Annotated in this window: 17 protein-coding genes; 5 read left to right on the forward strand and 12 right to left on the reverse strand. The window is 63.1% G+C overall.

Features of this window, described 5'->3' with window-relative positions:
* Positions 1-27: 27 nt before the first annotated feature.
* Positions 28-2,532, reverse strand: coding sequence for a glycerol-3-phosphate 1-O-acyltransferase PlsB (gene plsB / locus C4K27_RS05725; protein WP_053259787.1), 2,505 nt, complete (start codon positions 2,530-2,532; stop codon positions 28-30).
* A gap of 244 nt (positions 2,533-2,776) precedes the next feature.
* On the opposite strand from plsB, the gene C4K27_RS05730 reads away from it, so the two are divergent.
* A complete protein-coding gene (locus C4K27_RS05730; RefSeq protein WP_007927922.1) occupies positions 2,777-2,986 on the forward strand; it encodes a cold-shock protein in 210 nt (69 codons plus the stop codon).
* Positions 2,987-3,080: 94 nt separating this feature from the next.
* Here the strand turns inward: C4K27_RS05730 and C4K27_RS05735 are convergent, their stop codons facing one another.
* The 4 genes from C4K27_RS05735 to C4K27_RS05750 all read right to left on the reverse strand — a co-directional run bounded on the left by C4K27_RS05735 (position 3,081) and on the right by C4K27_RS05750 (position 8,296).
* A complete protein-coding gene (locus C4K27_RS05735) occupies positions 3,081-3,458 on the reverse strand; it encodes a hypothetical protein (RefSeq protein WP_007927921.1) in 378 nt (125 codons plus the stop codon).
* Positions 3,459-3,541: 83 nt separating this feature from the next.
* Entirely contained in the window at positions 3,542-4,351 is an 810-nt protein-coding gene (locus C4K27_RS05740; protein ID WP_007927919.1) for a putative RNA methyltransferase, read from the reverse strand.
* Entirely contained in the window at positions 4,351-5,502 is a 1,152-nt protein-coding gene (gene dapE, locus C4K27_RS05745) for a succinyl-diaminopimelate desuccinylase (protein ID WP_053259788.1), read from the reverse strand. The genes C4K27_RS05740 and dapE overlap by 1 nt, the downstream gene beginning before the upstream one ends.
* Before the next feature lie 199 nt (positions 5,503-5,701).
* A complete protein-coding gene (locus C4K27_RS05750; protein ID WP_053259789.1) occupies positions 5,702-8,296 on the reverse strand; it encodes a glycosyltransferase in 2,595 nt (864 codons plus the stop codon).
* 263 nt (positions 8,297-8,559) lie between these two features.
* On the opposite strand from C4K27_RS05750, the gene tcdA reads away from it, so the two are divergent.
* Positions 8,560-9,369 carry a tRNA cyclic N6-threonylcarbamoyladenosine(37) synthase TcdA gene (gene tcdA / locus C4K27_RS05755; RefSeq protein ID WP_009042375.1) on the forward strand — a complete coding sequence of 270 codons (810 nt, stop codon included), beginning with the start codon at positions 8,560-8,562 and terminating at the stop codon, positions 9,367-9,369.
* A gap of 145 nt (positions 9,370-9,514) precedes the next feature.
* On the opposite strand, the gene C4K27_RS05760 is transcribed toward tcdA, so the two are convergent.
* The 4 genes from C4K27_RS05760 to C4K27_RS05775 form a co-directional block, all read right to left on the reverse strand.
* Positions 9,515-9,925, reverse strand: coding sequence for a SufE family protein (locus C4K27_RS05760; protein WP_007924086.1), 411 nt, complete (start codon positions 9,923-9,925; stop codon positions 9,515-9,517).
* Entirely contained in the window at positions 9,922-11,127 is a 1,206-nt protein-coding gene (locus C4K27_RS05765) for an aminotransferase class V-fold PLP-dependent enzyme (protein WP_053259790.1), read from the reverse strand. Before C4K27_RS05765 ends, C4K27_RS05760 begins: the two co-directional genes overlap by 4 nt.
* A 140-nt stretch (positions 11,128-11,267) precedes the next feature.
* Complete coding sequence (gene dapD, locus C4K27_RS05770; protein WP_007924084.1) at positions 11,268-12,302, reverse strand: 2,3,4,5-tetrahydropyridine-2,6-dicarboxylate N-succinyltransferase; 1,035 nt, start codon at positions 12,300-12,302, stop codon at positions 11,268-11,270.
* Between the two features lie 34 nt (positions 12,303-12,336).
* The gene (locus tag C4K27_RS05775; RefSeq protein ID WP_238437447.1) at positions 12,337-12,645 is read right to left on the reverse strand and encodes an arsenate reductase; all 309 of its coding nucleotides are present in this window, start codon (positions 12,643-12,645) and stop codon (positions 12,337-12,339) included.
* Positions 12,646-12,925: 280 nt separating this feature from the next.
* On the opposite strand from C4K27_RS05775, the gene C4K27_RS05780 reads away from it, so the two are divergent.
* Positions 12,926-14,572 carry a Na+/H+ antiporter gene (locus C4K27_RS05780; protein WP_053259791.1) on the forward strand — a complete coding sequence of 549 codons (1,647 nt, stop codon included), beginning with the start codon at positions 12,926-12,928 and terminating at the stop codon, positions 14,570-14,572.
* 112 nt (positions 14,573-14,684) lie between these two features.
* Here the strand turns inward: C4K27_RS05780 and dapC are convergent, their stop codons facing one another.
* The 3 genes from dapC to map are packed head-to-tail and all read right to left on the reverse strand — an operon-like array spanning position 14,685 to position 19,455.
* On the reverse strand, positions 14,685-15,884 hold the full coding sequence (gene dapC / locus C4K27_RS05785; protein ID WP_053259792.1) for a succinyldiaminopimelate transaminase: 1,200 nt from the start codon (positions 15,882-15,884) through the stop codon (positions 14,685-14,687).
* A gap of 39 nt (positions 15,885-15,923) precedes the next feature.
* Positions 15,924-18,626 (reverse strand): [protein-PII] uridylyltransferase, encoded by a 2,703-nt coding sequence (locus C4K27_RS05790; RefSeq protein WP_053259793.1) that lies wholly within the window; start codon positions 18,624-18,626, stop codon positions 15,924-15,926.
* A 46-nt stretch (positions 18,627-18,672) separates the two neighbouring features.
* Positions 18,673-19,455: a type I methionyl aminopeptidase gene (map, locus tag C4K27_RS05795; RefSeq protein ID WP_009042382.1), complete on the reverse strand. Its 783-nt coding sequence runs from the start codon at positions 19,453-19,455 to the stop codon at positions 18,673-18,675.
* Positions 19,456-19,862: 407 nt separating this feature from the next.
* On the opposite strand from map, the gene rpsB reads away from it, so the two are divergent.
* Both rpsB and tsf read left to right on the forward strand, forming a co-directional pair.
* The gene (gene rpsB, locus C4K27_RS05800; protein ID WP_007924078.1) at positions 19,863-20,603 is read left to right on the forward strand and encodes a 30S ribosomal protein S2; all 741 of its coding nucleotides are present in this window, start codon (positions 19,863-19,865) and stop codon (positions 20,601-20,603) included.
* A gap of 204 nt (positions 20,604-20,807) precedes the next feature.
* Complete coding sequence (tsf, locus tag C4K27_RS05805; RefSeq protein ID WP_007924077.1) at positions 20,808-21,674, forward strand: translation elongation factor Ts; 867 nt, start codon at positions 20,808-20,810, stop codon at positions 21,672-21,674.
* Positions 21,675-21,858: the final 184 nt, after the last annotated feature.

Genomic DNA, 21,858 nt, shown 5'->3' on the forward strand with positions numbered 1-21,858 from the left:
CAGAAACCGCCTGGCGCCGATAAGAATCTAGTCGCTTTGCTGCGGTGCGGCGACCTGCTCGGCGGCATCTTCGCTGCGATGCAGGGCCACCTGGCGGATCGACAGGCGAATCTCCGCCGGCAGCACGCGCTTGGCCGCGCCCTCGGCCAGTTCGCCGAGCAGTTCGTGGTAGCTCAGCTTGCCGGCCTCGTCGCGGCGCAGCACGTCCTGCTCCAGCAAGGTCTGGATGAAGTGGCGGAACAGGCTCTTGTCGAAGAACTCCGGGGCATTCAGGCCATGCAGGATCGACAGGCGCTGGGCCATGACCGTGCACAGGTCTTCCAGCTCTTCGGCGCTGATGCTGCGCTGGCCGCTGTTGAGCAGCAGCGAGATGGCCATGTAGAAGCGCTGTAGGGTCTGGGCGATGCTCTTGGACAGCAGGGTCAGCAGCACGAAATGCCGCGAGCTTGGGGCCGGACGCAGGTACAGCTCCTTCTCGAAGCGCAGCAGGCCTTGCTCGACGAAGGCCTCCAGCCATTGGTCGATCACCCCGTCCAGCTCGTCCAGGGACCAACGGATGAACAGCTCCGACTGCAGGTAGGGGTACAGCGCCCGGGTGTAGCGCAGGATCTGTTCGCGGCTCATGCGCGACGAGCTCTGGAAGAAGCTCGCCAGCAACGCCGGCAGGGCGAAGATGTGCAGCACGTTGTTGCGGTAGTAGGTCATCAGGACGGCGTTCTGCTCGTCTAGGTAGAGGATCTTGCCCAGGGCATCGCTCTGCTCGGACAGCAGGTCCATGTCCTTCACATGCTCGATCAAGGCCCGGCCATCGCCTTCCGGCAGGGTGGTGTGGGGCGAGTAGGGAACCTTGCGCAGCAGTGCCAGGTACAGGTCCAGGACCCGGGCCATGGCGCGGTCGTCGAGGGCCAGGCGGCTGGTAGACAGCAGCGCCAGGGCCACCAGGTTGACCGGATTGATCGCCGCCGCCTCGTTCAAGTGCTGGGCGACTTTTTCACCCAGGCGGTTGGTGGTTTCGTTGAGCCAGGCCGGCTTGAACTGCGGACCCAGCTCCTGGGCGCGCCAGCCTGGCTGTTCCTGGTCGAGGAACTCGGCCAGCTTGATCGGCTCGCCGAAGTTCACCGCCACCTGGCCGAAACGCTGCTTGAGGGCGCCGATGACCTTGAAGATGTCGAAGATCGACTCTTTCTTCTTGCTCGCGCCGCGCAGTTCGCCCAGGTAGGTGCGGCCTTCCAGCACGCGCTCGTAGCCGATGTACACCGGGACGAAGACGATCGGCATGCGCGAGGAGCGCAGGAAGCTGCGCAGGGTGATGGCCAGCATCCCGGTTTTCGGTTGCAGCATGCGCCCGGTGCGCGAGCGTCCGCCCTCGACGAAGTACTCCACCGGGAAACCCTTGGTGAACAGGGTGTGCAGGTATTCGTTGAACACCGAGGTGTAGAGCGGGTTGCCCTTGAAGGTGCGGCGCATGAAGAACGCTCCACCCCTTCGCAGCAGGCTGCCGATCACCGGCATGTTCAGGTTGATCCCGGCGGCGATGTGCGGCGGAGTCAGGCCGTTGCGAAACAGCAGGTAGGACAGCAGCAGGTAGTCGATGTGGCTGCGGTGGCAGGGCACATAGATCACTTCGTGGCCCGGGGCGACTTTCTGCACGCTTTCGATGTGGTTGACCTTGATCCCGTCGTAGATCTTGTTCCAGAACCAGCTCAGCACCACTTCGAGGAAGCGGATCGCGGTGAAGGTGTAGTCCGAGGCGATCTCGTTGCCATAACGCAGGGCCACGGCCTTGGCCTTTTCCGGGGAGATCTTTTCCCGTTCGGCTTCGTCGAGGATCGCCTGCTTGACCAGTGGCTGGTTCAGCAGGCCCTTGACCAGGTTGCGCCGGTGGGAAATGTCCGGGCCGATCACCGCGGCCTTCAGGTTGCGAAAGTGCACCCGCAGGATGCGCTGGGCCATGCGCACGGTGCGCTCGTGGCCCTTGTTGTGTTCGATCAGTTCGCGTAGGTGAATCGGCGCGGAAAATTGCACCCGGGTCTTGCGGCCCAGGATCATGATGCTCAGCAGCCGGCGCAGACGCCCGGTGACTGCCCAGCTGTCGGCGAACAGCAGTTTCCATGGGCTCGATTCGCTGTCGGGCGATTGACCCCAGAACACGCTGACCGGAATGATCTGCGCGTCTTCGGCGGCATTCTGGCTCAGGGCGCTGACCAGACGGGTCAGGGTTGGTGGCGCGCCGCGCTTGTCCTGGCGGCCGAGCCAGTCCGGGGCCGGGGTCAGGTAGAAAAACGCGGCGGGTTCCAGCAGGTTACCCACCGAGACCGGCAGCACCGGGCGCGGCAACCCGGCCTTGGTGCACTCGGTATCGACCACGGCAAGGTCGGTGAGCGAAGGGTTTTGCAGGACGTAGAACACCGGACGACTGCGGTCGAGGTTGAGGGTGAAGGACGACTGGTTGATCGTCTCCGAGCGAACCCAGAGGTACAACAGTCGGCGCAAGGTGCCAAACACAAGACGGCGGAACGGGGAGCGGGTCATACGGCTTCTGCTTTAGTGGAAAAAACCGAGCAGTTGCTCGGGGCGGCTAGTGTGCCGGATTCACCGAAAATCGGCAAAAAAGCGGCAAACAAGATTGAGTTGAGAGTTTTTCTGCCTGTCATATACTCGCCCGACTGACGCCTGGGCATGCGGGGCCCATCAATAGAAACCCAGGTCCAGGCGAAAGTTCTCACGGCTTCGTTTCAGTAAGCCGACTGATAATAAAAAGACGGAGGATGGATTGATGGCAACTCGCGAGACCGGCAGCGTGAAGTGGTTCAACGACGCCAAGGGCTACGGCTTCATTCAGCGTGAAGGTGGTGCTGATGTATTTGTCCACTACCGTGCTATTCGTGGTGAAGGCCACCGCTCGCTGACCGAAGGGCAGCAGGTTGAATACGCCGTGGTAGAGGGGCAGAAGGGTTTGCAGGCAGAGGATGTAGTCGGCTTGTAAGCGCTGTGCCTTGTAGGAGCGAGGCTTGCTCGCGATAGCGTTGTGTCAGGTAAAGCGCTATCGCGGGCAAGCTTCGCTCCTACAGTAAGCAGAATCAGGCGGTACGCCAGGTAATCTCTTCTTCCCCGTCGGCGCTGATGCGAATCCAGCGGTCGGCCGATTCCTCACCTTCTTCCTCGACCCAGCTGCCCGGTGCGCAGCGCACTTCGACGTTCAGCGCGGCGAAGGCGGCGCGGGCGCAGGCGATGTCGTCGTCCCACGGCGTCTGGTCGCTTTCCAGGTACAGGCTGTTCCATTTGCCCACGGCTTTCGGCAGCCAGGTCACTGGCACGCTGCCCGCCTTGCATTTGTAGGTCTGGCCTTTCTGCACCCAGTCGCTGCACGGGCCCAGGGCCGCACCGAGCCAGGCGGCGATGGCCTTGTGGTCGACGTCGGCGTCTTTCAGGTAAATCTCGATATCCGGTTGGCGCATGGATGTCCTCACTGCGGGTCTGAAAAATCCATTCGCGGATTTATTCGGCCTCGAGTTGCTGCTCGAGGCCGTGGATTAATGGGTTATTGCAGCACGAAGTAATCGTAGCGCATCGACACGCTGACCTCGAAGGGCTCGGCCTGCTCGATCACGCTGGCCCGGCGTTCGGCACTGGCGCGCCAGCCGTGGGGCGTCATGGCCAGCAGGTTGGCGCGATCCTGCGGATTGCTCAGCGTCAGCTTGAAGTCCAGGGTTTCACTGTGTTGCAGCGCCATGCCCGCGGGCACCAGCGCCAGGTGTTTGTCGTCGGTGTATTCGCGGACCTCGTCGTACAGGCGCTCGCGCAATTCCATCAGGTGGCCGCTGGTCGGTCCGACCTTCATCAGTCCGCCGCCAGGGCTGAGCAGGCGCTTGGCTTCCTGCCAGTCCAGCGGGCTGAAGACACTGGCGAGGAACTGGCAACTGGCATCGGCCAGGGGCACCCGGGCCATGCTGGCGATCAACCAGGTCAGCTGCGGGGCACGGCGGCAGGCGCGCTTGACCGCTTCCCGGGAGATGTCCAGGGCATAACCGTCCGCCTGGGGCAGGGCTTCGGCGATCTGGGCGGTGTAGTAACCCTCGCCGCAACCGATATCGACCCAGCGCTGCGGGGCGCGCTCGGCGGCCAGTTCGGCCAGGCGCCTGGCCACCGGGGCGTAATGGCCGGCATTGAGAAAGTCGCGGCGGGCTTCGACCATGGCCTGGTTGTCGCCCGGGTCGCGGCTGTTCTTGTGCTGCACCGGCAGCAGGTTCAGGTAACCCTGGCGGGCGCGGTCGAAGCGGTGCCCGGCCGGGCACACGACACCGTTGTCGACGGCGCTCAGGGGCGCCGCGCAGATAGGGCAGGCAAGCATCAGGCGAGCAACTTGATCAGGGTCTGGTAGTAGATTTCGGTCAGCACGTCGAGGTCGCTGGCCAGCACGCGCTCGTTGACCTGGTGGATGGTGGCGTTGACCGGGCCCAGCTCGACCACCTGGGTGCCGAGGGTGGCGATGAAACGCCCGTCGGAGGTGCCGCCGCTGGTGGAGGCCTTGGTCTCGCGGCCGGTGACGTCCTTGATGCTGGCCGACACAGCGTCGAGCAGGGCGCCCGGTTCGGTGAGGAACGGCAGGCCCGACAACGCCCACTCCACATGCCAGTCCAGGCCGTGCTTGTCGAGGATGGTGGCCACGCGCTGTTGCAGGCCTTCGACCGTGGATTCGGTGGAGAAGCGGAAGTTGAACACTGCCACCAGCTCGCCAGGGATCACGTTGGTCGCGCCGGTGCCGGAATTCAGGTTGGAAATCTGGAAGCTGGTGGGCGGGAAGAAGGCATTACCGTCGTCCCAATGTTCCGCGGCCAGTTCGGCCAGGGCCGGGGCTGCCAGGTGGATCGGGTTCTTGGCCAGGTGCGGGTAGGCCACGTGGCCCTGCACGCCGCGCACCGTGAGTTTGGCACCGAGGGAGCCGCGACGGCCGTTCTTGACCACGTCACCGACCAGGCTGGTGCTCGACGGCTCGCCGACGATGCACCAGTCCAGGCGCTCCTTGCGCGCCGCCAGGCGCTCGACCACCGCCTTGGTGCCGTGGTGGGCCGGGCCTTCTTCGTCGCTGGTGATCAGGAAGGCCACCGAGCCTTTGTGGTCCGGGTAGTCGGCGACAAAACGCTCGGCCGCCACCAGCATCGCCGCGAGGCTGCCTTTCATGTCCGCCGCGCCGCGCCCGCAGAGCATGCCGTGCTCGTCGATCAACGCGTCGAACGGGTCGTTCTGCCAGGCCTGGACCGGGCCGGTCGGTACCACGTCGGTATGGCCGGCGAAACACAGCACCGGGCCTTCGTGCTTGCCGTGGCTGGCCCAGAAGTTATCCACATCCTCGATGCGCATCGGCTCCAGCTTGAAGCCGGCATCGCCCAGGCGCTGCATCATCAGCTTCTGGCAGTCGGCGTCGACCGGCGTCACCGACGGGCGGCGGATCAGGTCACAGGCGAGTTGCAGGGTCGGCGAAAGGTCGGCGTGGGCCGTCATGGGGAAACTCCGGTGCAAGGCGTTATGTGTAGGCGCGAGGCTTGCCCGCGATGGAAAACCTGAGGTGTCTCAGGCAAACCGCGTCGTGGCTATCGCGGGCAAGCCTCGCTCCTACGGTAATGGGGCAAGGCGCGCAAAATGGCGGATATCTTAAAGCAAAACGGCGGCCAGAGGCCGCCGTTTAGTGCTTTGCCGCGATTTATGCAGCCGCCACCGGTGCGCTTTCGGCAAGCGGTTTTGGCAGCGACGACAGGAAGGCCATGACCAGTGCCGCCACATACGGCAGCGACTGCACCAGCAACATGGTCACCCAGAAGCGCATGTCGTTGCTCGGCAGGCCGCCCTGCACCAGGTAGATGCCCAGCGCCGCGCCCCACAACAGCAGCATGATGAACAGCTCTTCCCGGGCTTCCGAGATCGCCACCCAGAAGCCGTGGTTGTCGGCGTTCTTCGGCGTGCGGAAGAACGGAATGCTACTGGTGAAGAAGCCGTACAGCACCGCCTTGGCGATGGTGTGGGACAACGCCAGGCCCGCCACGGCCGCGCAGAACGCGTCCTTGAGGTTGACCCCGACCGCCCGGCGGTAGAGGAAGATGATCTTGCCGACCTTGAACACGAACAGCGCCAGGGGCGGGATCGCGAAGATCAGCAACGGCGGATCGACGCGCTGCGGCACGATGATCATCGCCGCCGACCAGAGCAGGGCGCCGAGGGTGAAGAAGATGTTCATGCCGTCCGCCACCCACGGCAGCCAGCCCGCGAGGAAGTGGTAGCGCTGGCCACGGGTCAGCTCGGTGTCCTTGCCGCGCAGCAGGCTGGCGGTATGGCGCTTGATGATCTGGATCGCCCCATAGGCCCAGCGGAAACGCTGTTTCTTGAAGTCGATGAAGGTATCCGGCATCAGGCCCTTGCCGTAGCTGGTGTGGTAATACGCCGCCGACAGGCCTTTCTCGAACACCCGCAGGCCCAGCTCGGCGTCTTCGCAGATGCACCAGTCGGCCCAGCCCAGTTCTTCCAGGACCGAACGGCGGGTCATGGTCATGGTGCCGTGCTGGATGATCGCGTCACGGTCGTTGCGGGTGACCATGCCGATATGGAAGAAGCCTTTGTACTCCGCGTAGCAGAGCTTCTTGAAGGTGCTTTCGTTCTGGTCGCGGTAATCCTGCGGCGATTGCACCACGGCGATCTTCGGGTCGGCGAAGTGCGGCACCATGTGCTTGAGCCAGTTGCGATCGACGCAGTAGTCCGAGTCGATCACCGCGATCACTTCGGCGTCCTTGGCGGTGTGCGGGATCAGGTAGTTCAGCGCGCCGCCCTTGAAACCGGCCAGGGGCGCGACGTGGAAGAACTTGAAGCGCGGGCCGAGGGTTTCGCAATAGGCCTGCACCGGCTCCCAGACCGCCGGGTCCTTGGTGTTGTTGTCGATGATCAGGACTTCGAAGTCCGGATAGTCGAGGTTGGCCAGGGCATTGAGGGTCTGTTTGACCATCTCCGGCGGCTCGTTGTAGCACGGCACATGAATCGAGACTTTCGGCCGGTAGTTGGAGTCGCCTTCGACCGGCAGGAACTCGCGCCGGCGCTTGTGCACCCAGACCGCCTCGGCCAGTTCATGGGCCTCGGTGAGCAACACGATGAACACCCCGAGCGCACCCAGGGCGAGCAGGAAGCCCACCGTCAGGCTGAACCAGGTGCTGTATTGCTGGCTGTAGTCGTAGCCGATCCACACCAGTACCGAGCCGCAGAGGAAGGCGATGAAGGTCAGGAAGGTCCGCCCGCGTTGGCGCAGGGCCGATCCGTCGATCATCAGCAGGGTCAGCGACAGCAGCGCCAGGACCACCGAGCCGATGGCCAGCACGCGCCATTGCGGGATCGCCACCACCGGGCCTTCGAAGTTGAATTTCTGCTGGCGCGCGGCGTTGAACACGCCCCAGTAGGCGCCTACCGAACCTTCGTCGCTGGCCTTCCACGGCTGGTCGAAGGCTTCGATCACGAAGTAGTTGTAGCCCTGGCGGTTGAGCTTGTTGACCAGGTTACGCAGGTAGATCGCCTGGTCCGCCGGGCTGGCGTCGGCGCCACCACGCATGCGGCCGTTGCTCGGCCAGCCCACCTCGGACAGCAGCAGCGGTTTTTTCGGGAACATTTGTTTCAGGTCGCGGGCGCGGTCGAGGACGAACTGCCCGGCCTTGTCCATCGGGATGAATTCCCAGTAGGGCAGGACGTGCGCGGCGATCAGGTCGACGTGCTGGGCCAGTTCCGGGTGTTCCTCCCAGACGTGCCACTGTTCGGAGGTGGTGACCGGCACCTTGACCGCGGCCCGTACGCGATCGAGCAGGACGCTCAACTGGTCGGCGGTGATTTCCTTGCGGAAGATCGCTTCGTTACCGACCACCACGCGCACCACACTGCGCGAGTTGTTGGCGATGTCGATGGCGCGGGTGATTTCACGCTCGTTGCGCTCCAGGTCCGGGCTGATCCAGATCCCGAGGGTCACGCGCAGGCCGAACTCTTCCGCCAGCTTGGGGATGTTCTCCAGCGTGCCGTCGACCGAGTAGGTCCGAATGTTGTCGGTCAGCTTGCTCATGATCTCCAGGTCGCGACGCATTTCGTCGTCGGTCGGGAACTGGTCTTTCTGCGGGAACTGGCCCAGCTGGAAAGGCGAGTAGGAAAAGCCGGAGATTTGTGCAGGCCAATTGGGGGCGGAAACCGGGCGGTTGACCAGTGCCCAGAAGCCGGTGAACAGGGCGGCGATTGCCAGAACCACCACCAGGTTGAGTCCAAATTTACGCGATGACATAGCTATTTCGGGTTCCAAAGGGTGTGGAACGGGGGAACGGTCGGCATGCGCCAAGCGGCGCGCATCCTACACTGGCCTTCGACTGAGCGTACAGCGCACAGGGGAAAGCCGCAGGTTGGGCAATTCAACTTGATTTAAGTTCTCGGCGACGAAATTTTCAGATTGTTCCCTCATTAAAGCAGTCCCGACTGCCATTCATAGGGCAAAGATGCTCTTGACGGACATCGGCCCTATAATGCGCGCCGGTTTTTGGGGTAATGGTCATGAGTACAGAAGATCCGCGGTTTGCTGGCGTCGCCCGGTTGTATGGCATCGAGGGGCTGGAACGCTTGCGTGCCGCCCATGTGGCGATCGTCGGGGTCGGTGGGGTCGGCTCCTGGGCGGCGGAAGCCATAGCCCGTTGTGGCGTGGGCGAGATCTCGCTGTTCGACCTGGACGACGTCTGCGTCAGCAACAGCAATCGGCAGCTGCACGCCCTCGACAGCACGGTCGGCAAGGCCAAGGTCGAGGTCATGGCCGAGCGCCTGCGCGGGATCAATCCGGCCTGCACCGTGCATGCGGTGGCGGACTTCGTCACCCGCGAGACCATGGCCGAATACATCACGCCGAACATCGATTGCGTGATCGACTGCATCGACAGCGTCAACGCCAAGGCGGCGCTGATCGCCTGGTGCAAACGGCGCAAGATCCAGATCATCACCACCGGCGGCGCGGGCGGGCAGATCGACCCGACGCTGATCCAGGTCTGCGACCTGAACCGCACCTTCAACGACCCGCTGGCCTCGAAAGTGCGCTCGACCCTGCGGCGCGACTACGGGTTTTCCCGCACCGTGACCCGTCACTACAGCGTGCCTTGCGTGTTTTCCACCGAGCAGCTGCGCTACCCGAAACCGGACGGCAGCATCTGCCTGCAGAAGAGCTTTGTCGGCGATGGCGTGAAACTCGACTGCGCCGGCGGTTTTGGCGCGGTGATGATGGTCACCGCGACTTTCGGCATGGTCGCGGCGACCAAGGCGGTGGACAAACTGGTGGCTGGTGTGCGGCGCCCGGCGGACAGAGTCAAACCCATCTGACGCAATAGATTCCTGTAGCCGCTGCCGCAGGCTGCGATAAGGCCCGAAAGGGCTTCCGGGGGCCTCAAGAGCACGTCTCCTGCGGAGCCGATCGCAGCCTGCGGCAGCGGCTACAGAGATTCGGGTCGGGTAGATCGCGATTGGATCAGTAGTTGCCAGCCAGCTCGCGCATCCGCTGCAATACTGCGTTCAGCCCATTGCTGCGCGACGGCGACAGCTGGCGCGACAGGCCCAGTTGATTGAACCAGTCCGGCAAGTCCACCCGTTGCAGTTCCTCGGCGGACAAGCCGTTGACCCGCGCCAGCAGCAGGGCCACCAGGCCACGGATCAGGCGTGCATCGCTGCTGGCAGCGAACTGCCAGTGACCGTCCTGCAAGGTGCCCACCAGCCAGACCTGGCTTTCACAGCCATGCACCCGATTGGCCTCGACCTTGTCGGCGTCGCTCAGCGGTGCCAGGCGTTCGCCCCATTGCATCAGCAAGCGTGCGCGCTGTTCCCAACCGGGAGCGCCCTGAAAGCTGTCGAGGGCCGCCAGGGCCTCGGCGGGCAGGCTCATCGCAACAGCTCCAGCGCCTGATCAAGGGCCTCGAAGAAGCGTTCCAGGTCCTCGGAGTCGTTGTACAGCGCCAGGGATACGCGGGTCGCACCGGCCAGGCCGAAGCTTTTCAGCAGTGGCATGGCGCAGTGATGCCCGGCGCGCACGGCGATGCCCTGTTCGGTCAGCAGGTGAGCCAGGTCGGCGTTGTGCACGCCATCGACTACGAAGCTGACCAGCGCCAGCTGCGGCTTGCCCAACAGGCGCAGGCCTTTGCGGGCCAGCAGGCCGTGCAGCAGGTAGTCGTGCAGCGCGGCTTCATGGGCGCTGACGGCGTCCTGGTCGAGACCGCTGAGGTAATCCAGGGTCGCGCCCAGACCAATCACGCTGGCGATCGGCGGCGTACCCGCTTCGAAACCCAGCGGGGCGGGGCGGAAGCTGGCGTGCTGGTATTCGGCTTGCTGGACCATCTCGCCACCAAACTGCCAGTGACGCAGGCCTTGCAGCGCCTCGGTGCGCCCGTACAGCACGCCGACGCCGTCCGGGCCGTAGAGCTTGTGGCTGGAGAACACATAGAAATCGCAGCCCAGCGCCTGCACATCGTGGCGGCCGTGGACCACGCCCTGGGCGCCGTCGACCACGGTCAGGGCGGCGTGCGCCTTGGCCAGGGCCAGCAACTGCGGCAGGGGCTGCCAGGCACCGAGCACGTTGGACAGCTGGCTGACGGCCAGCAGCCGGGTGCGCGGGCCGATCAGGCGGGCCGCGGCGTCGAGATCGATCAGGCCGTCGTCGTCCAGCGGCAGAACCACCAGGTTGAGGCCGCGACGGTGCGCCAGTTGCTGCCAGGGCAGCAGGTTGGCGTGATGCTCCAGGGCGCTGATGACGATTTCGTCGCCCGGGTTGAATTGGTGTTCCAGGCCATAGGCCAAGAGGTTCAGCGCGGAGGTCGCGCCGTGGGTAAAGATGATCTGCCCGCTGTCACCGCTGTTCAGCCACTGCGCCACCTTGTGCCGGCTGTTCTCGAACGCCTGGGTGGCGTGAGCGCCGGGCAGGTGCTGCGCGCGATGCACATTGGCCGCGCCATTGACGTAGTAGTGGGCCAGCGCATCCAGCAGGGCTTGGGGTTTTTGCGTGGTGGCGGCGTTGTCCAGATAGGTCTGGTCCTGCCGTTGCAGGGCGGCGATGGCCGGGAAGTCGGCACGCCAGGGAGAAGGAATCATCATGCTATCGGGCCCTGGTGAACATGGGCGGGTATACGCCGGACCTGTAACCGGTAGGAGCGAGGCTGCCCGCCAAGGGGGCCTCGAGGCAGCCCAAAGCTTCGCGGGCCAGCCTCGCTCCTACAGGTAGAGGTGCGTGACGCTTAGTTGTGAGCGTGCAGCGCTGCGTTCAGTTCGATGGCCGATTTGTGGGTCTTGCACTCCACGGCACCGGTCTCCGAATTGCGACGGAACAGCAGGTCAGGCTGGCCGGCCAGTTCGCGGGCCTTGACCACCTTGACCAGCTGGTTGTTCTCGTCCAGCAGCGCCACCTTGGTCCCGGCGGTCACGTACAGGCCCGATTCCACGGTGTTGCGGTCGCCCAGTGGGATACCGATACCGGCGTTGGCGCCGATCAGGCAGCCTTCGCCGACCTTGATCACGATGTTGCCGCCGCCCGACAGGGTGCCCATGGTCGAGCAACCGCCGCCCAGGTCCGAACCCTTGCCGACGAACACGCCGGCGGACACCCGGCCTTCGATCATGCCCGGGCCTTCGGTGCCGGCGTTGAAGTTGACGAAACCTTCGTGCATCACGGTGGTGCCTTCGCCCACATAGGCGCCCAGGCGGATACGCGCGGCGTCAGCGATACGCACGCCAGCCGGTACCACGTAGTCGGTCATTTTCGGGAACTTGTCCACCGAGAACACTTCCAGCAGCTCGCCACGCAGGCGGGCTTCCAGTTGACGCTCGGCCAGTTCGCCGAGGTCCACCGCGCCCTGGTTGGTCCAGGCCACGTTCGGCAGCAGCGGGAAGATCCCGGCCAGGTTCAGGCCGTGCGGCTTGACCAGGCGGTGGGACAGCAGGTGCAGCTTCAGGTAGGCCTCCGGGGTGGAGGTCAACTGGGCGTCTTCGGCCAGCAGGGTGGCGACCAGCGGCTTGTGGCTCTCGGCCAGGCGGGTCAGCAGCGCGGCCTGGGTGGCGTCGATGCTTTTCAGGGCGTCGGCCAGTTCTGCGGCCTGGGTGGTGGTGAAGGTGATGGCCTGGTTGCCTTCGCTGTAACCCAGCACCGGGGCGATGGCGGCAACGATTTCCGCGGACGGCTTGAGCAGGGGCGCGGCGTAAAACACTTCCAGCCACGCGCCTTGACGGTTTTGAGTGCCGACACCAAAGGCCAGGCTGAACAGGGTAGTGGACATGCTGTTACCTCTTACAAAATTGAGCGGGCAGGCGTTATTTGATTTCTGCCGCGTAGATATCGGGCTTGAAGCCAATCAGGGTTCGGTCGCCGAGATCGAGCACCGGGCGCTTGATCATCGAGGGTTGCGCGAGCATCAGTTCGATCGCTTTCGCCTGGTCGAGATCGGCTTTGCGTTCGTCGTCGAGTTTGCGAAAGGTCGTGCCCGCACGGTTCAGCACCACCTGCCAGCCGTGCTCGTTGCACCACTGGGCCAGGTGTTCGCGGTCGATTCCGGCCGCTTTGTAGTCATGGAAGTCATAGCTGACAGCGTGTTCATCGAGCCAGGTGCGCGCCTTTTTCATGGTGTCGCAGGCTTTGATGCCGAAAAGGTGCAACGTTTTGCTTGAAGCGGTCAAGGAATTGCCCCCTTTTGAGATGCTGGAGTTAAAGGTCACGGATTATGCCATGCCCGCGGCGGTTCGGCGTCGGCGAAGGCCCGGCTTTGTAGCTTTGTGTGACAGCGGCATAGGCCGCTTGCGACTTTTGTGCAGCGGCGAGGCCCCAGCTTAAGCGGCTAATATGGCACTTCGACGGTAACCTGTTGCCTGAAGTCCGCTGCTGATCGATTGGGAAAACCGCTTTATGCAAACCGCTTATACCGTCCTTATCCTGCTGATGCTGGTGAGTCTCTCGCGGCTGGTCGGACGGGTGATTCCGTTGCCGTTGCCGCTGCTGCAGATCGCCGCCGGGGCCTTGCTGGCCTGGCCCACCCTGGGGCTGCACGTGGCCCTGGACCCGGAACTGTTTCTGTTCCTGTTCCTGCCGCCGCTGCTGTTCTCCGATGGCTGGCGCATGCCCAAGCGTGAGCTGTGGCGCCTGCGCGGGCCGATTCTGACCCTGGCCGTGGGCCTGGTGCTGTTCACCGTGGTGGGAGCCGGTTATTTCATTCACTGGTTGCTGCCGACCATTCCCTTGCCGGTGGCCTTCGCCCTGGCGGCGGTGCTGTCGCCGACCGACGCCGTGGCGGTCTCGGCGATTTCCCAGAACCGCCTGCCGACGCCCTTGATGCACATGCTGCAGGGCGAGGCGCTGATGAACGACGCATCCGGCCTGGTGACCTTCAAGTTCGCCCTGGCGGCAGCCGTGACCGGGGTGTTTTCCCTGGCCAATGCCAGCCTGACTTTTGTCCTGGTGGCCGTCGGCGGCCTGGCGGTCGGCGTGGCCCTGAGCTGGCTGGTGGGGCGCTTGCGGGCCTGGATGATCGCCCGCGGCTGGGACGACCCGGCGACCCATGTGGTGTTCATGCTGTTGCTGCCGTTCGCCGCCTACGTGCTGGCCGAGCGCCTGGGAGCCTCGGGCATCCTCTCGGCGGTGGCGGCGGGGATGATGCAGAGCTGGCTCGATCTGTTGCCCCGGCAGACCAGCACGCGCTTGCTCAACCGCAGCGTCTGGTCGCTGCTGGAGTTCGCCTTCAACGGCCTGATCTTTCTGCTGTTGGGCCTGCAACTGCCGGACATCATCAAGGCCGTGGTCAGCCACGAAACCACCTTGTGGCCGACCCTGTTCTATCGCTGCCTGGATGTGGGAGCGATCTTCCTGGTATTGCTGGTGCTGCGGTTCATCTGGGTGCAAAGCATCTGGCGCCTGTCCGGCCTGTTGCGCCGCTGGCGTGGCAAGGGCGAACTGACCCTGGTGCCGACCGCGCGTTCCTGCTGGTTGCTGACGGTGGGCGGGGTACGCGGGGCGGTGACCCTGGCGGGCGTCATGTCGGTGCCGCTGTTGCTGGGAGCGGGCGAGGCTTTTCCCGAGCGCGACCTGCTGATCTTCATTGCCGCCGGGGTGATCCTGTTGTCGCTGGTGGCCGCCTGTATCGCCTTGCCGCTGTTGCTGCGGGGCATCCAGAAGAGTCCTGACGACAAGCGGCATGCCGAAGTGCGTGACGCCTGGCGCAAAACCGCCGAGGCGGCGATCCATGCCCTGGAGGCCGAGGAAGTGGCCGATGGGGCCGGCTCGCCGGATGCGGCCCAGGCGGCGCTGGCCACCGAGCTCAAGGGGCGGCTGATGTCGGAGTATCGCCATCAACTGGAGGTGTTCAACGATTCCGCCGAGGCCCAGGCGCTGGCGTTTCAGATGGACTTGCTGGAGCGCAAATTACGTTTGAAGGCGCTGCGGGCGCAACGGCTGGAGTTGTATCGGTTGAGCCGCCAGCACCAGATCGGCGACGACGTGTTGCGCGAGGTATTGGGCGAGCTGGACCTCAGCGAGGCCAATCTGGGGCAGGTGAAATAACGTCTGTCTTCTTGTAGGAGCGAAGCTTGCTCGCGATGAACGATAACGCGGTGTATCAGTTGTACGGCGTCGTTTCTATCGCGGGCAAGCCTCGCTCCTACGGGGGGGGGAGTTACTTACGACGCTGAACGAAATCGCGGATCCGCTCGGCGGCTTCCACGCATTCGGCCAATGGCGCCACCAGGGCCATGCGCACCCGACCGGCTCCCGGATTGCTGCCGTCAACATCGCGCGACAGGTAGGAGCCCGGTACCACGGTCACGTGTTCCTGTTCGTACAGGTCACGGCAGAACGCCGTGTCGTCGCCCGCCACGTTCGGCCACAGGTAGAAGCTACCGTCCGGGCGCTGCACGTCGAGTACCGGCGCCAGGATCTCCAGCACCGCATCGAACTTCTCGCGATACAGCGCGCGGTTGGCGCGCACATGCACTTCGTCGTTCCAGGCGGCGATGCTGGCCAGCTGGGTCTGAACCGGCATGGCGCAGCCATGGTAGGTGCGGTACAGCAGGAAGCCCTTGAGGATCTCCGCGTCGCCGGCGACGAAGCCGGAGCGCAGGCCCGGCAGGTTGGAGCGCTTGGACAGGCTGTGGAACACCACGCAACGCTTGAAGTCCTGGCGTCCCAGCTCGGCGCAGGCACTGAGCAGGCCGGGAGGCGGGGTCTGCTCGTCGAAGTACAGCTCGCTGTAGCACTCGTCGGCGGCGATCACGAAATCGTACTGGTCGGCCAGGGCGATGAGTTTCTTCAGGGTTACGATCGGGATCAGCGCGCCGGTCGGGTTGCCCGGCGAGCACAGGAACAGGATCTGGCAACGCTGCCAGATCTCGGCCGGTACCGCGTCGAAGTCCGGATTGAAGCCGTTTTCATCCAGGCACGGCAGGTAGTGCGGCTTGGCGCCGGCGAGGAAGGCCGCGCCTTCGTAGATCTGATAGAAGGGGTTCGGGCTGACCACCAGCGCGTCGTCGCCACGGTTGACCACGGTCTGGGTGAAGGCGAACAGCGCCTCGCGGGTGCCGTTGACCGGCAGCACATTGCGCGCCGGGTCGATCCAGCCGTCGGGCACGCCAAAACGCCGTTCGCACCAGCTGGCGATGGCTTCGCGCAGGGCTGGAAGCCCCAGGGTCGTCGGATACACGGCCATCTGGTCGAGGTTATTGGCCAGGGCCTCGGCGACAAAGCTCGGCGAGCGGTGCTTGGGTTCGCCGATGGACAGCGCGATAGGGCGCTTGGCCGGGTTGGGCTGGACGCCGCCGAGCAGGGCGCGGAGTTTCTCGAACGGGTAGGGCTGCAGCTGGTTCAGAGCGTTGTTCATCGGTGCAGTGTCTCACTCAAAGCGGGTCGTGGCGCGTGGTCAGAAGTTCAGGCGCGTCAAGGCGGTAGGCGGTTCGTGGCTGACGCTCAGCTGTTCGACGATGGCGTCCTGCAGTCGGCTGCACAGCTGGGGATCGGACAGTTGCTGGTTGTGCGCGTCGGTAATGAAGAACACGTCTTCCACGCGCTCGCCCAGGGTCGCGATCTTGGCGTTTTGCAGCGACAGGTCGAACTCCAGGAAGATCTTGCCGATGCGCGCCAGCAGGCCGGGGCGATCGGGAGCGCTCAGTTCGAGCACGGTGACCGGGCGCTGGGCATCGTTGTGGATAGTCACTTGCGGCGGGAAGGCGAAGTGCTTGAGCTGACGCGGTACCCGACGCTGGATGATGGTCGGGTAGTCGTCAGGATTGCGCAGGGCCTCGGTAAGGCCGTCGCGGATCTGTTTGACGCGTTGCGGGTTGTTGCCGATCGAGCCGCCGTCATTGTCGAGCACGATATAGGTGTCGAGGGTGAACTGGCTGCTCGAGGTGATGATCCGGGCGTCATGGATGTTCAGGTTCAACTGGTCCATCGCGGCCACGGTCACGGCGAAGAAATCGTGCTGGTCCGGGGCGTAGATGAAGATCTGCGTGCCACCCTCGAATTCGCGCTGGGTGGTTTCCTTGATCAGCACCAGCGGGCCGCCGTCGGCCGGCTGCTGGAGGATCGCATCGCTGTGCCAGGCCACATCGCCGGCGGTGTGGCGCAGGAAGTAGTCGTCACCCAGTTGCGCCCAGAGCTGCTCGACGTCGTCCGGGTCGGTGCCGGCGCGGACCAGAATGTCCAGGGCCGCGCTTTGCGTCTGGCGGATCTGCTCTTCGCGGTCCACCGGGTTTTCCAGGCCGCGGCGCAGGGCGCGCTTGGTCTCGGTGTAGAGCTGGCGCAACAGGCTGGCGCGCCATGAGTTCCACAGCGTCGGGTTGGTCGCGTTGATGTCGGAAACCGTCAGCACGTAGAGATAGTCCAGGCGGGTCTGGTCGACCACGACCTGGGCGAAGTCATGGATGACCTGCGGGTCGGACAGGTCCTTGCGCTGGGCGGTGGTCGACATCACCAGATGGTTCTGCACCAGCCAGACGATCAGGCGCGTGTCCCACAGTGGCAATTGGTGGCGGATGCAGAAGGCTTCCGCGTCCACGGCGCCGATATCCGAGTGGTCACCGTGCCGGCCCTTGCCAATGTCATGGTAGAGCCCGGCGAGGTAGATCAGTTCGGGCTTGGGCAGCTTGGCCATGAGCTTGCTGGCCAGCGGGAATTTCTCCGAAACCTGGGTGTACTGCAGTTTGCGCAGGTGTTTGATCAGGTTTAGGGTGTGGGCGTCGACCGTATAGATGTGGAACAGGTCATGCTGCATCTGCCCGACGATATGGCCGAACTCCGGCAGATAACGCCCGAGAATGCCGTAGCGATTCATCCGCCGCAGGTTGCGGTGGATGCCGATCTCGCACTTGAACAGCTCGATGAACAGGCTGGTATTGCGAATGTCGTGGCGGAAATCGTCGTCGATCAGGTGGCGATTTTCGCGCAGCAGGCGAATGGTGTCGGCGCGTACGCCCTTGATCTCCGGGTGCTGGGCCATGAGCACGAAGATTTCCAGCATGGCGAACGGCGTACGGCGGAACACGTTGGCGTTGATCGCCTCGATGTAGCCGTCGTGCAGCTGGAAGCGCGAGTTGATCGGCTGCGGCGGCGCTTCGTCTTCCGGTGCGAGGATGACTTCCTCGAAATGCTGGATGATCAGGTCGCTGAGCTGGGCGATGCTCATCACCACCCGGTAGTACTGCTGCATGAAGCTTTCGATGGCCTGCTTGGCATCGTTGCCCTCGAACCCCAGCAGCTTGGCGATCGAGCGCTGGTGATCGAACAGCAGGCGGTCTTCGGCACGCCCGGCGAGCATGTGCAGGGCGTAGCGGACTTTCCACAGGAACTCCTGGGACGAGGCCAGCAGCGCGTTCTCGCTTTCCACCAGGAAACCTTCGCCGGCCAGGGCCCGCAGGTTCAGCGTGCCGTACTGGCGGCGGGCGACCCAGAGGATGGTCTGGATGTCACGCAGGCCACCGGGCGAGCCTTTGACGTTGGGTTCCAGATTGTATTCGGTGTCGTTGTACTTGTGGTGCCGCGCTTTCTGTTCGGCGCGCTTGGCCAGGAAGAAGTCCTTGCTCGGCCACATGTGCGCCGTGCTGGTGACGTCGAGCATACGCTGGCGCAGGCGTTCGGGGCCGCAGATGGTGCGGCTTTCCATCAGGTTGGTAACCACCGTCAGGTCGGCGCGGGCCTCTTCGGCGCATTCCTCCACCGAGCGCACGCTTTGCCCGACTTCCAGGCCGATGTCCCAGAGCAGGGTCAGGAAGCGTTCGATGGAGTCGCGGAAAATCTCGTGGTCGGCGCTGTCCAGCAGGATCAGCAGGTCGATGTCGGAGTAGGGGTGCAGCTCGCCGCGACCGTAGCCGCCGACCGCCACCAGGGCGATGTCGGCGTCGTCGCTCCAGTCGAACTGGTCCCAAGCCTTTTGCAGGATGTTATCGACGAACCAGGCGCGGTCCTCGATGAGCCGGCGGATATCCCGTCCGCTGCGAAAGCGCTCGTCGAGCACTTCGCGTGCCTGGCGAATGGCTTTCTTGAAGGCAGCGATAGGGCTTGCCTTCAGGGCCAGTTCCGCCTGGAACTGGCCGCGGTCGAACAATTCGGGATCCACCTGCGGCATCGATTGGCTTTCCTTTCTATCTATAGGTCAGGGCGCACTGCGTGGATCAGGCCGAGACGCGCGCGATGGTGTCATCACTGCGCAGGGTGAAGATCTCGTAGCCGGTCTCGGTCACCAGCAGGGTGTGTTCCCACTGCGCGGAGAGCTTGCGGTCCTTGGTGATCGCGGTCCAGCCGTCGCCCAGCACCTTGGTGTCGGCCTTGCCCTGGTTGATCATCGGCTCGATGGTGAAGGTCATGCCGGCTTTCAGTTCCATGCCGGTGCCGGCGCGGCCGTAGTGCAGGATCTGCGGCTCTTCGTGGAACACCTTGCCGATACCGTGGCCGCAGAACTCGCGCACCACCGAGAAACCGTTCTTTTCAGCGTGCTTCTGGATGACTTCGCCGATGTCGCCCAGGCGGCAGCCCGGCTTCACCAGTTCGATGGCCTTGTACATGCATTCCTGGGTGATCTGCGACAGGCGCTCGGCCCAGACCGGCACGGTGCCGACGTGGAACATGCGGCTGGTATCGCCGTGGTAGCCGTCCTTGATGACGGTGACGTCGATGTTCAGGGTGTCGCCATCCTTCAGCGGCTTCTCGTTCGGGATGCCGTGGCACACCACGTGGTTGATCGAGGTGCAGATGGACTTGGGGAAGCCCTTGTAATTCAACGGCGCGGGAATTGCATGCTGCACATTGACGATGTAGTCGTGGCAGATGCGGTCCAGCTCTTCGGTGGTCACGCCGGGTTTGACATGCTCGGCAATCATTTCCAGCACTTCGGCGGCCAGTTTGCCGGCGACACGCATTTTTGCGATGTCCTCGGGAGTTTTGAGGGTGACGGTCATACAGGCTCTCTTGACGCTCAGTGGCGCGGATAAACACGAAATGGCTTGAAAGCGGTGTATCGAAGGCAGATCCCGTTGTGGGGTCGCCGCGCTTTCAAAAGCCTCAAAAGTGCGATTCTAACAGAGCCCTGGGGCAAATCTGAGGCTCTGTGCGTCGCTTCTTTCTATAACAGTGGAGCATTCTGGCCCGATTCCAAGGGGGGAGCAAAAAAGCCCTCCGGGGGAAATGAGAATCCGGGTTCCGTTTTTACCCTTCTTATGGTATAAAATGCGCCGCTTTCCGGGGATGCCCCGAAAAGCCTAAACCCACACACGTGTCGACACGATGACCTGGGTGCCCTCAGCACAAGCTGTTGGTTGGTCATTGGGATACGTGGAGGCCTAACCCGACTTATTAAGGAACTATCATGTCCCAAGTCAACATGCGCGATATGCTGAAGGCCGGTGTGCACTTCGGTCACCAAACCCGTTACTGGAATCCGAAAATGGGCAAGTACATTTTCGGCGCGCGTAACAAGATTCACATCATCAACCTTGAAAAAACCCTGCCAATGTTCAACGAAGCTCTGACTTTCGTAGAGCGTCTGGCCCAGGGCAAAAACAAGATTCTGTTCGTCGGCACCAAGCGTTCCGCTGGCAAGATCGTTGCTGAAGAAGCAGCACGTTGCGGTTCGCCGTACGTCGATCACCGCTGGTTGGGCGGCATGCTGACCAACTACAAGACCATCCGTGCTTCCATCAAGCGTCTGCGTGACCTGGAAGTTCAGTCGGAAGACGGTACCTTCGCCAAGCTGACCAAGAAAGAGGCGCTGATGCGCACTCGCGATCTGGAAAAGCTGGATCGTAGCCTGGGTGGTATCAAGGACATGGGCGGTCTGCCTGACGCACTGTTCGTGATCGACGTTGACCACGAGCGCATCGCGATCACCGAAGCCAACAAGCTGGGCATCCCGGTCATCGGCGTTGTCGATACCAACAGCAGCCCGGAAGGCGTTGACTACATCATCCCAGGCAACGATGACGCCATCCGCGCCATCCAGCTGTACATGGGTTCGATGGCTGATGCCGTGATCCGTGGCCGCAACAACGTTGCTGGCGGCACCGAAGTATTCGCTGAAGACGCTCCAGCGCCGGCAGCTGAAGCCTGAGTAACTGACGCTTAGCGTTTACTCAGTACGCAAAAAGGGGGCTAGGCCCCCTTTTTGCCACCTCGAAAATCATTTGCCGATGGCGCCCCTGCAGTTCTTGTCATGTGTGGCGGCTATCAAGGGTTTTCGAGAGCGCAGCTCAAGAATTGATCGCCCGTTGAGTCGGGTGGAATGGTTGAAAACCTATCCAAGAGGAATTTGAAAATGGCAGAGATTACTGCAGCGTTGGTTAAAGAACTGCGCGAGCGTACCGGCGAAGGCATGATGGACTGCAAGAAAGCCTTGACCAAGGCTGGCGGCGACATCGAGAAAGCCATTGATGACATGCGCGCTTCGGGCGCCATCAAGGCTGCCAAGAAAGCAGGCAACATCGCTGCTGAAGGCGCCATTGCCATCAAGGACGACGGTAAAGCCGCCGTTCTGCTGGAAGTCAACTCGCAGACCGACTTCCTGGCTCTGCAGGACGACTTCAAGGCATTCGTTGCTGCCAGCGTCGAAAAAGCTTTCGCTGACAAGCTGACCGATGCCGCTCCGCTGATCGAAGCTCAAGAAGCCGATCGTCTGGTCCTGGTTGGCAAGACTGGCGAGAACGTCAACATCCGTCGTCTGGCTCGCGTTGAAGGTGACGTGGTCGGTACTTACCTGCACGGTAACAAGATCGGTGTTGCGGTTGTCCTGAAAGGCGGTTCCGTAGAACTGGCCAAGGACATCGCCATGCACGTGGCTGCAAGCAACCCTGAGTTCCTGCTGCCATCGCAAGTTTCCGCTGAAGCCATCGAGCGCGAAAAAGCTGTGTTCCTGCAGCTGAACGAAGACAAGATGAAAGGCAAGCCAGCCGAAATCGTTGAAAAAATGATCGGTGGCCGTATCAGCAAGTTCCTGGCCGAAGCCAGCCTGGTTGAGCAAGCTTTCGTCAAGGATCCAGAAGTCACCGTAGGTGCCCTGGCCAAGAAAGGCGGCGCAGAAATCGTTTCGTTCACCCGCTTCGCGGTAGGTGAAGGTATCGAGAAGAAAGAAGACAACTTCGCTGAAGAAGTTGCCGCACAACTGGCTGCTGCCAAGCAACAGTAAGACGGTTTTTCAACTGTCGCCCGAAAGAGGCTGCCCGCTCACGCGCGCAGCCTCTTTTCAAATGGGGTAACCAATTTATTGGGTTGCCTTCGGAACCGGTTTACAAAGTCGTGTTCTGATGGCGCTGTGACAGCGTCAAGCTAGAGTGAACGCAGGCTGCAAACAGCTTGCAGAGAATTTTTAA

It is taken from the genome of Pseudomonas chlororaphis subsp. chlororaphis (genome assembly GCF_003945765.1).
Classification (GTDB): Bacteria; Pseudomonadota; Gammaproteobacteria; order Pseudomonadales; family Pseudomonadaceae; genus Aquipseudomonas; species Aquipseudomonas chlororaphis.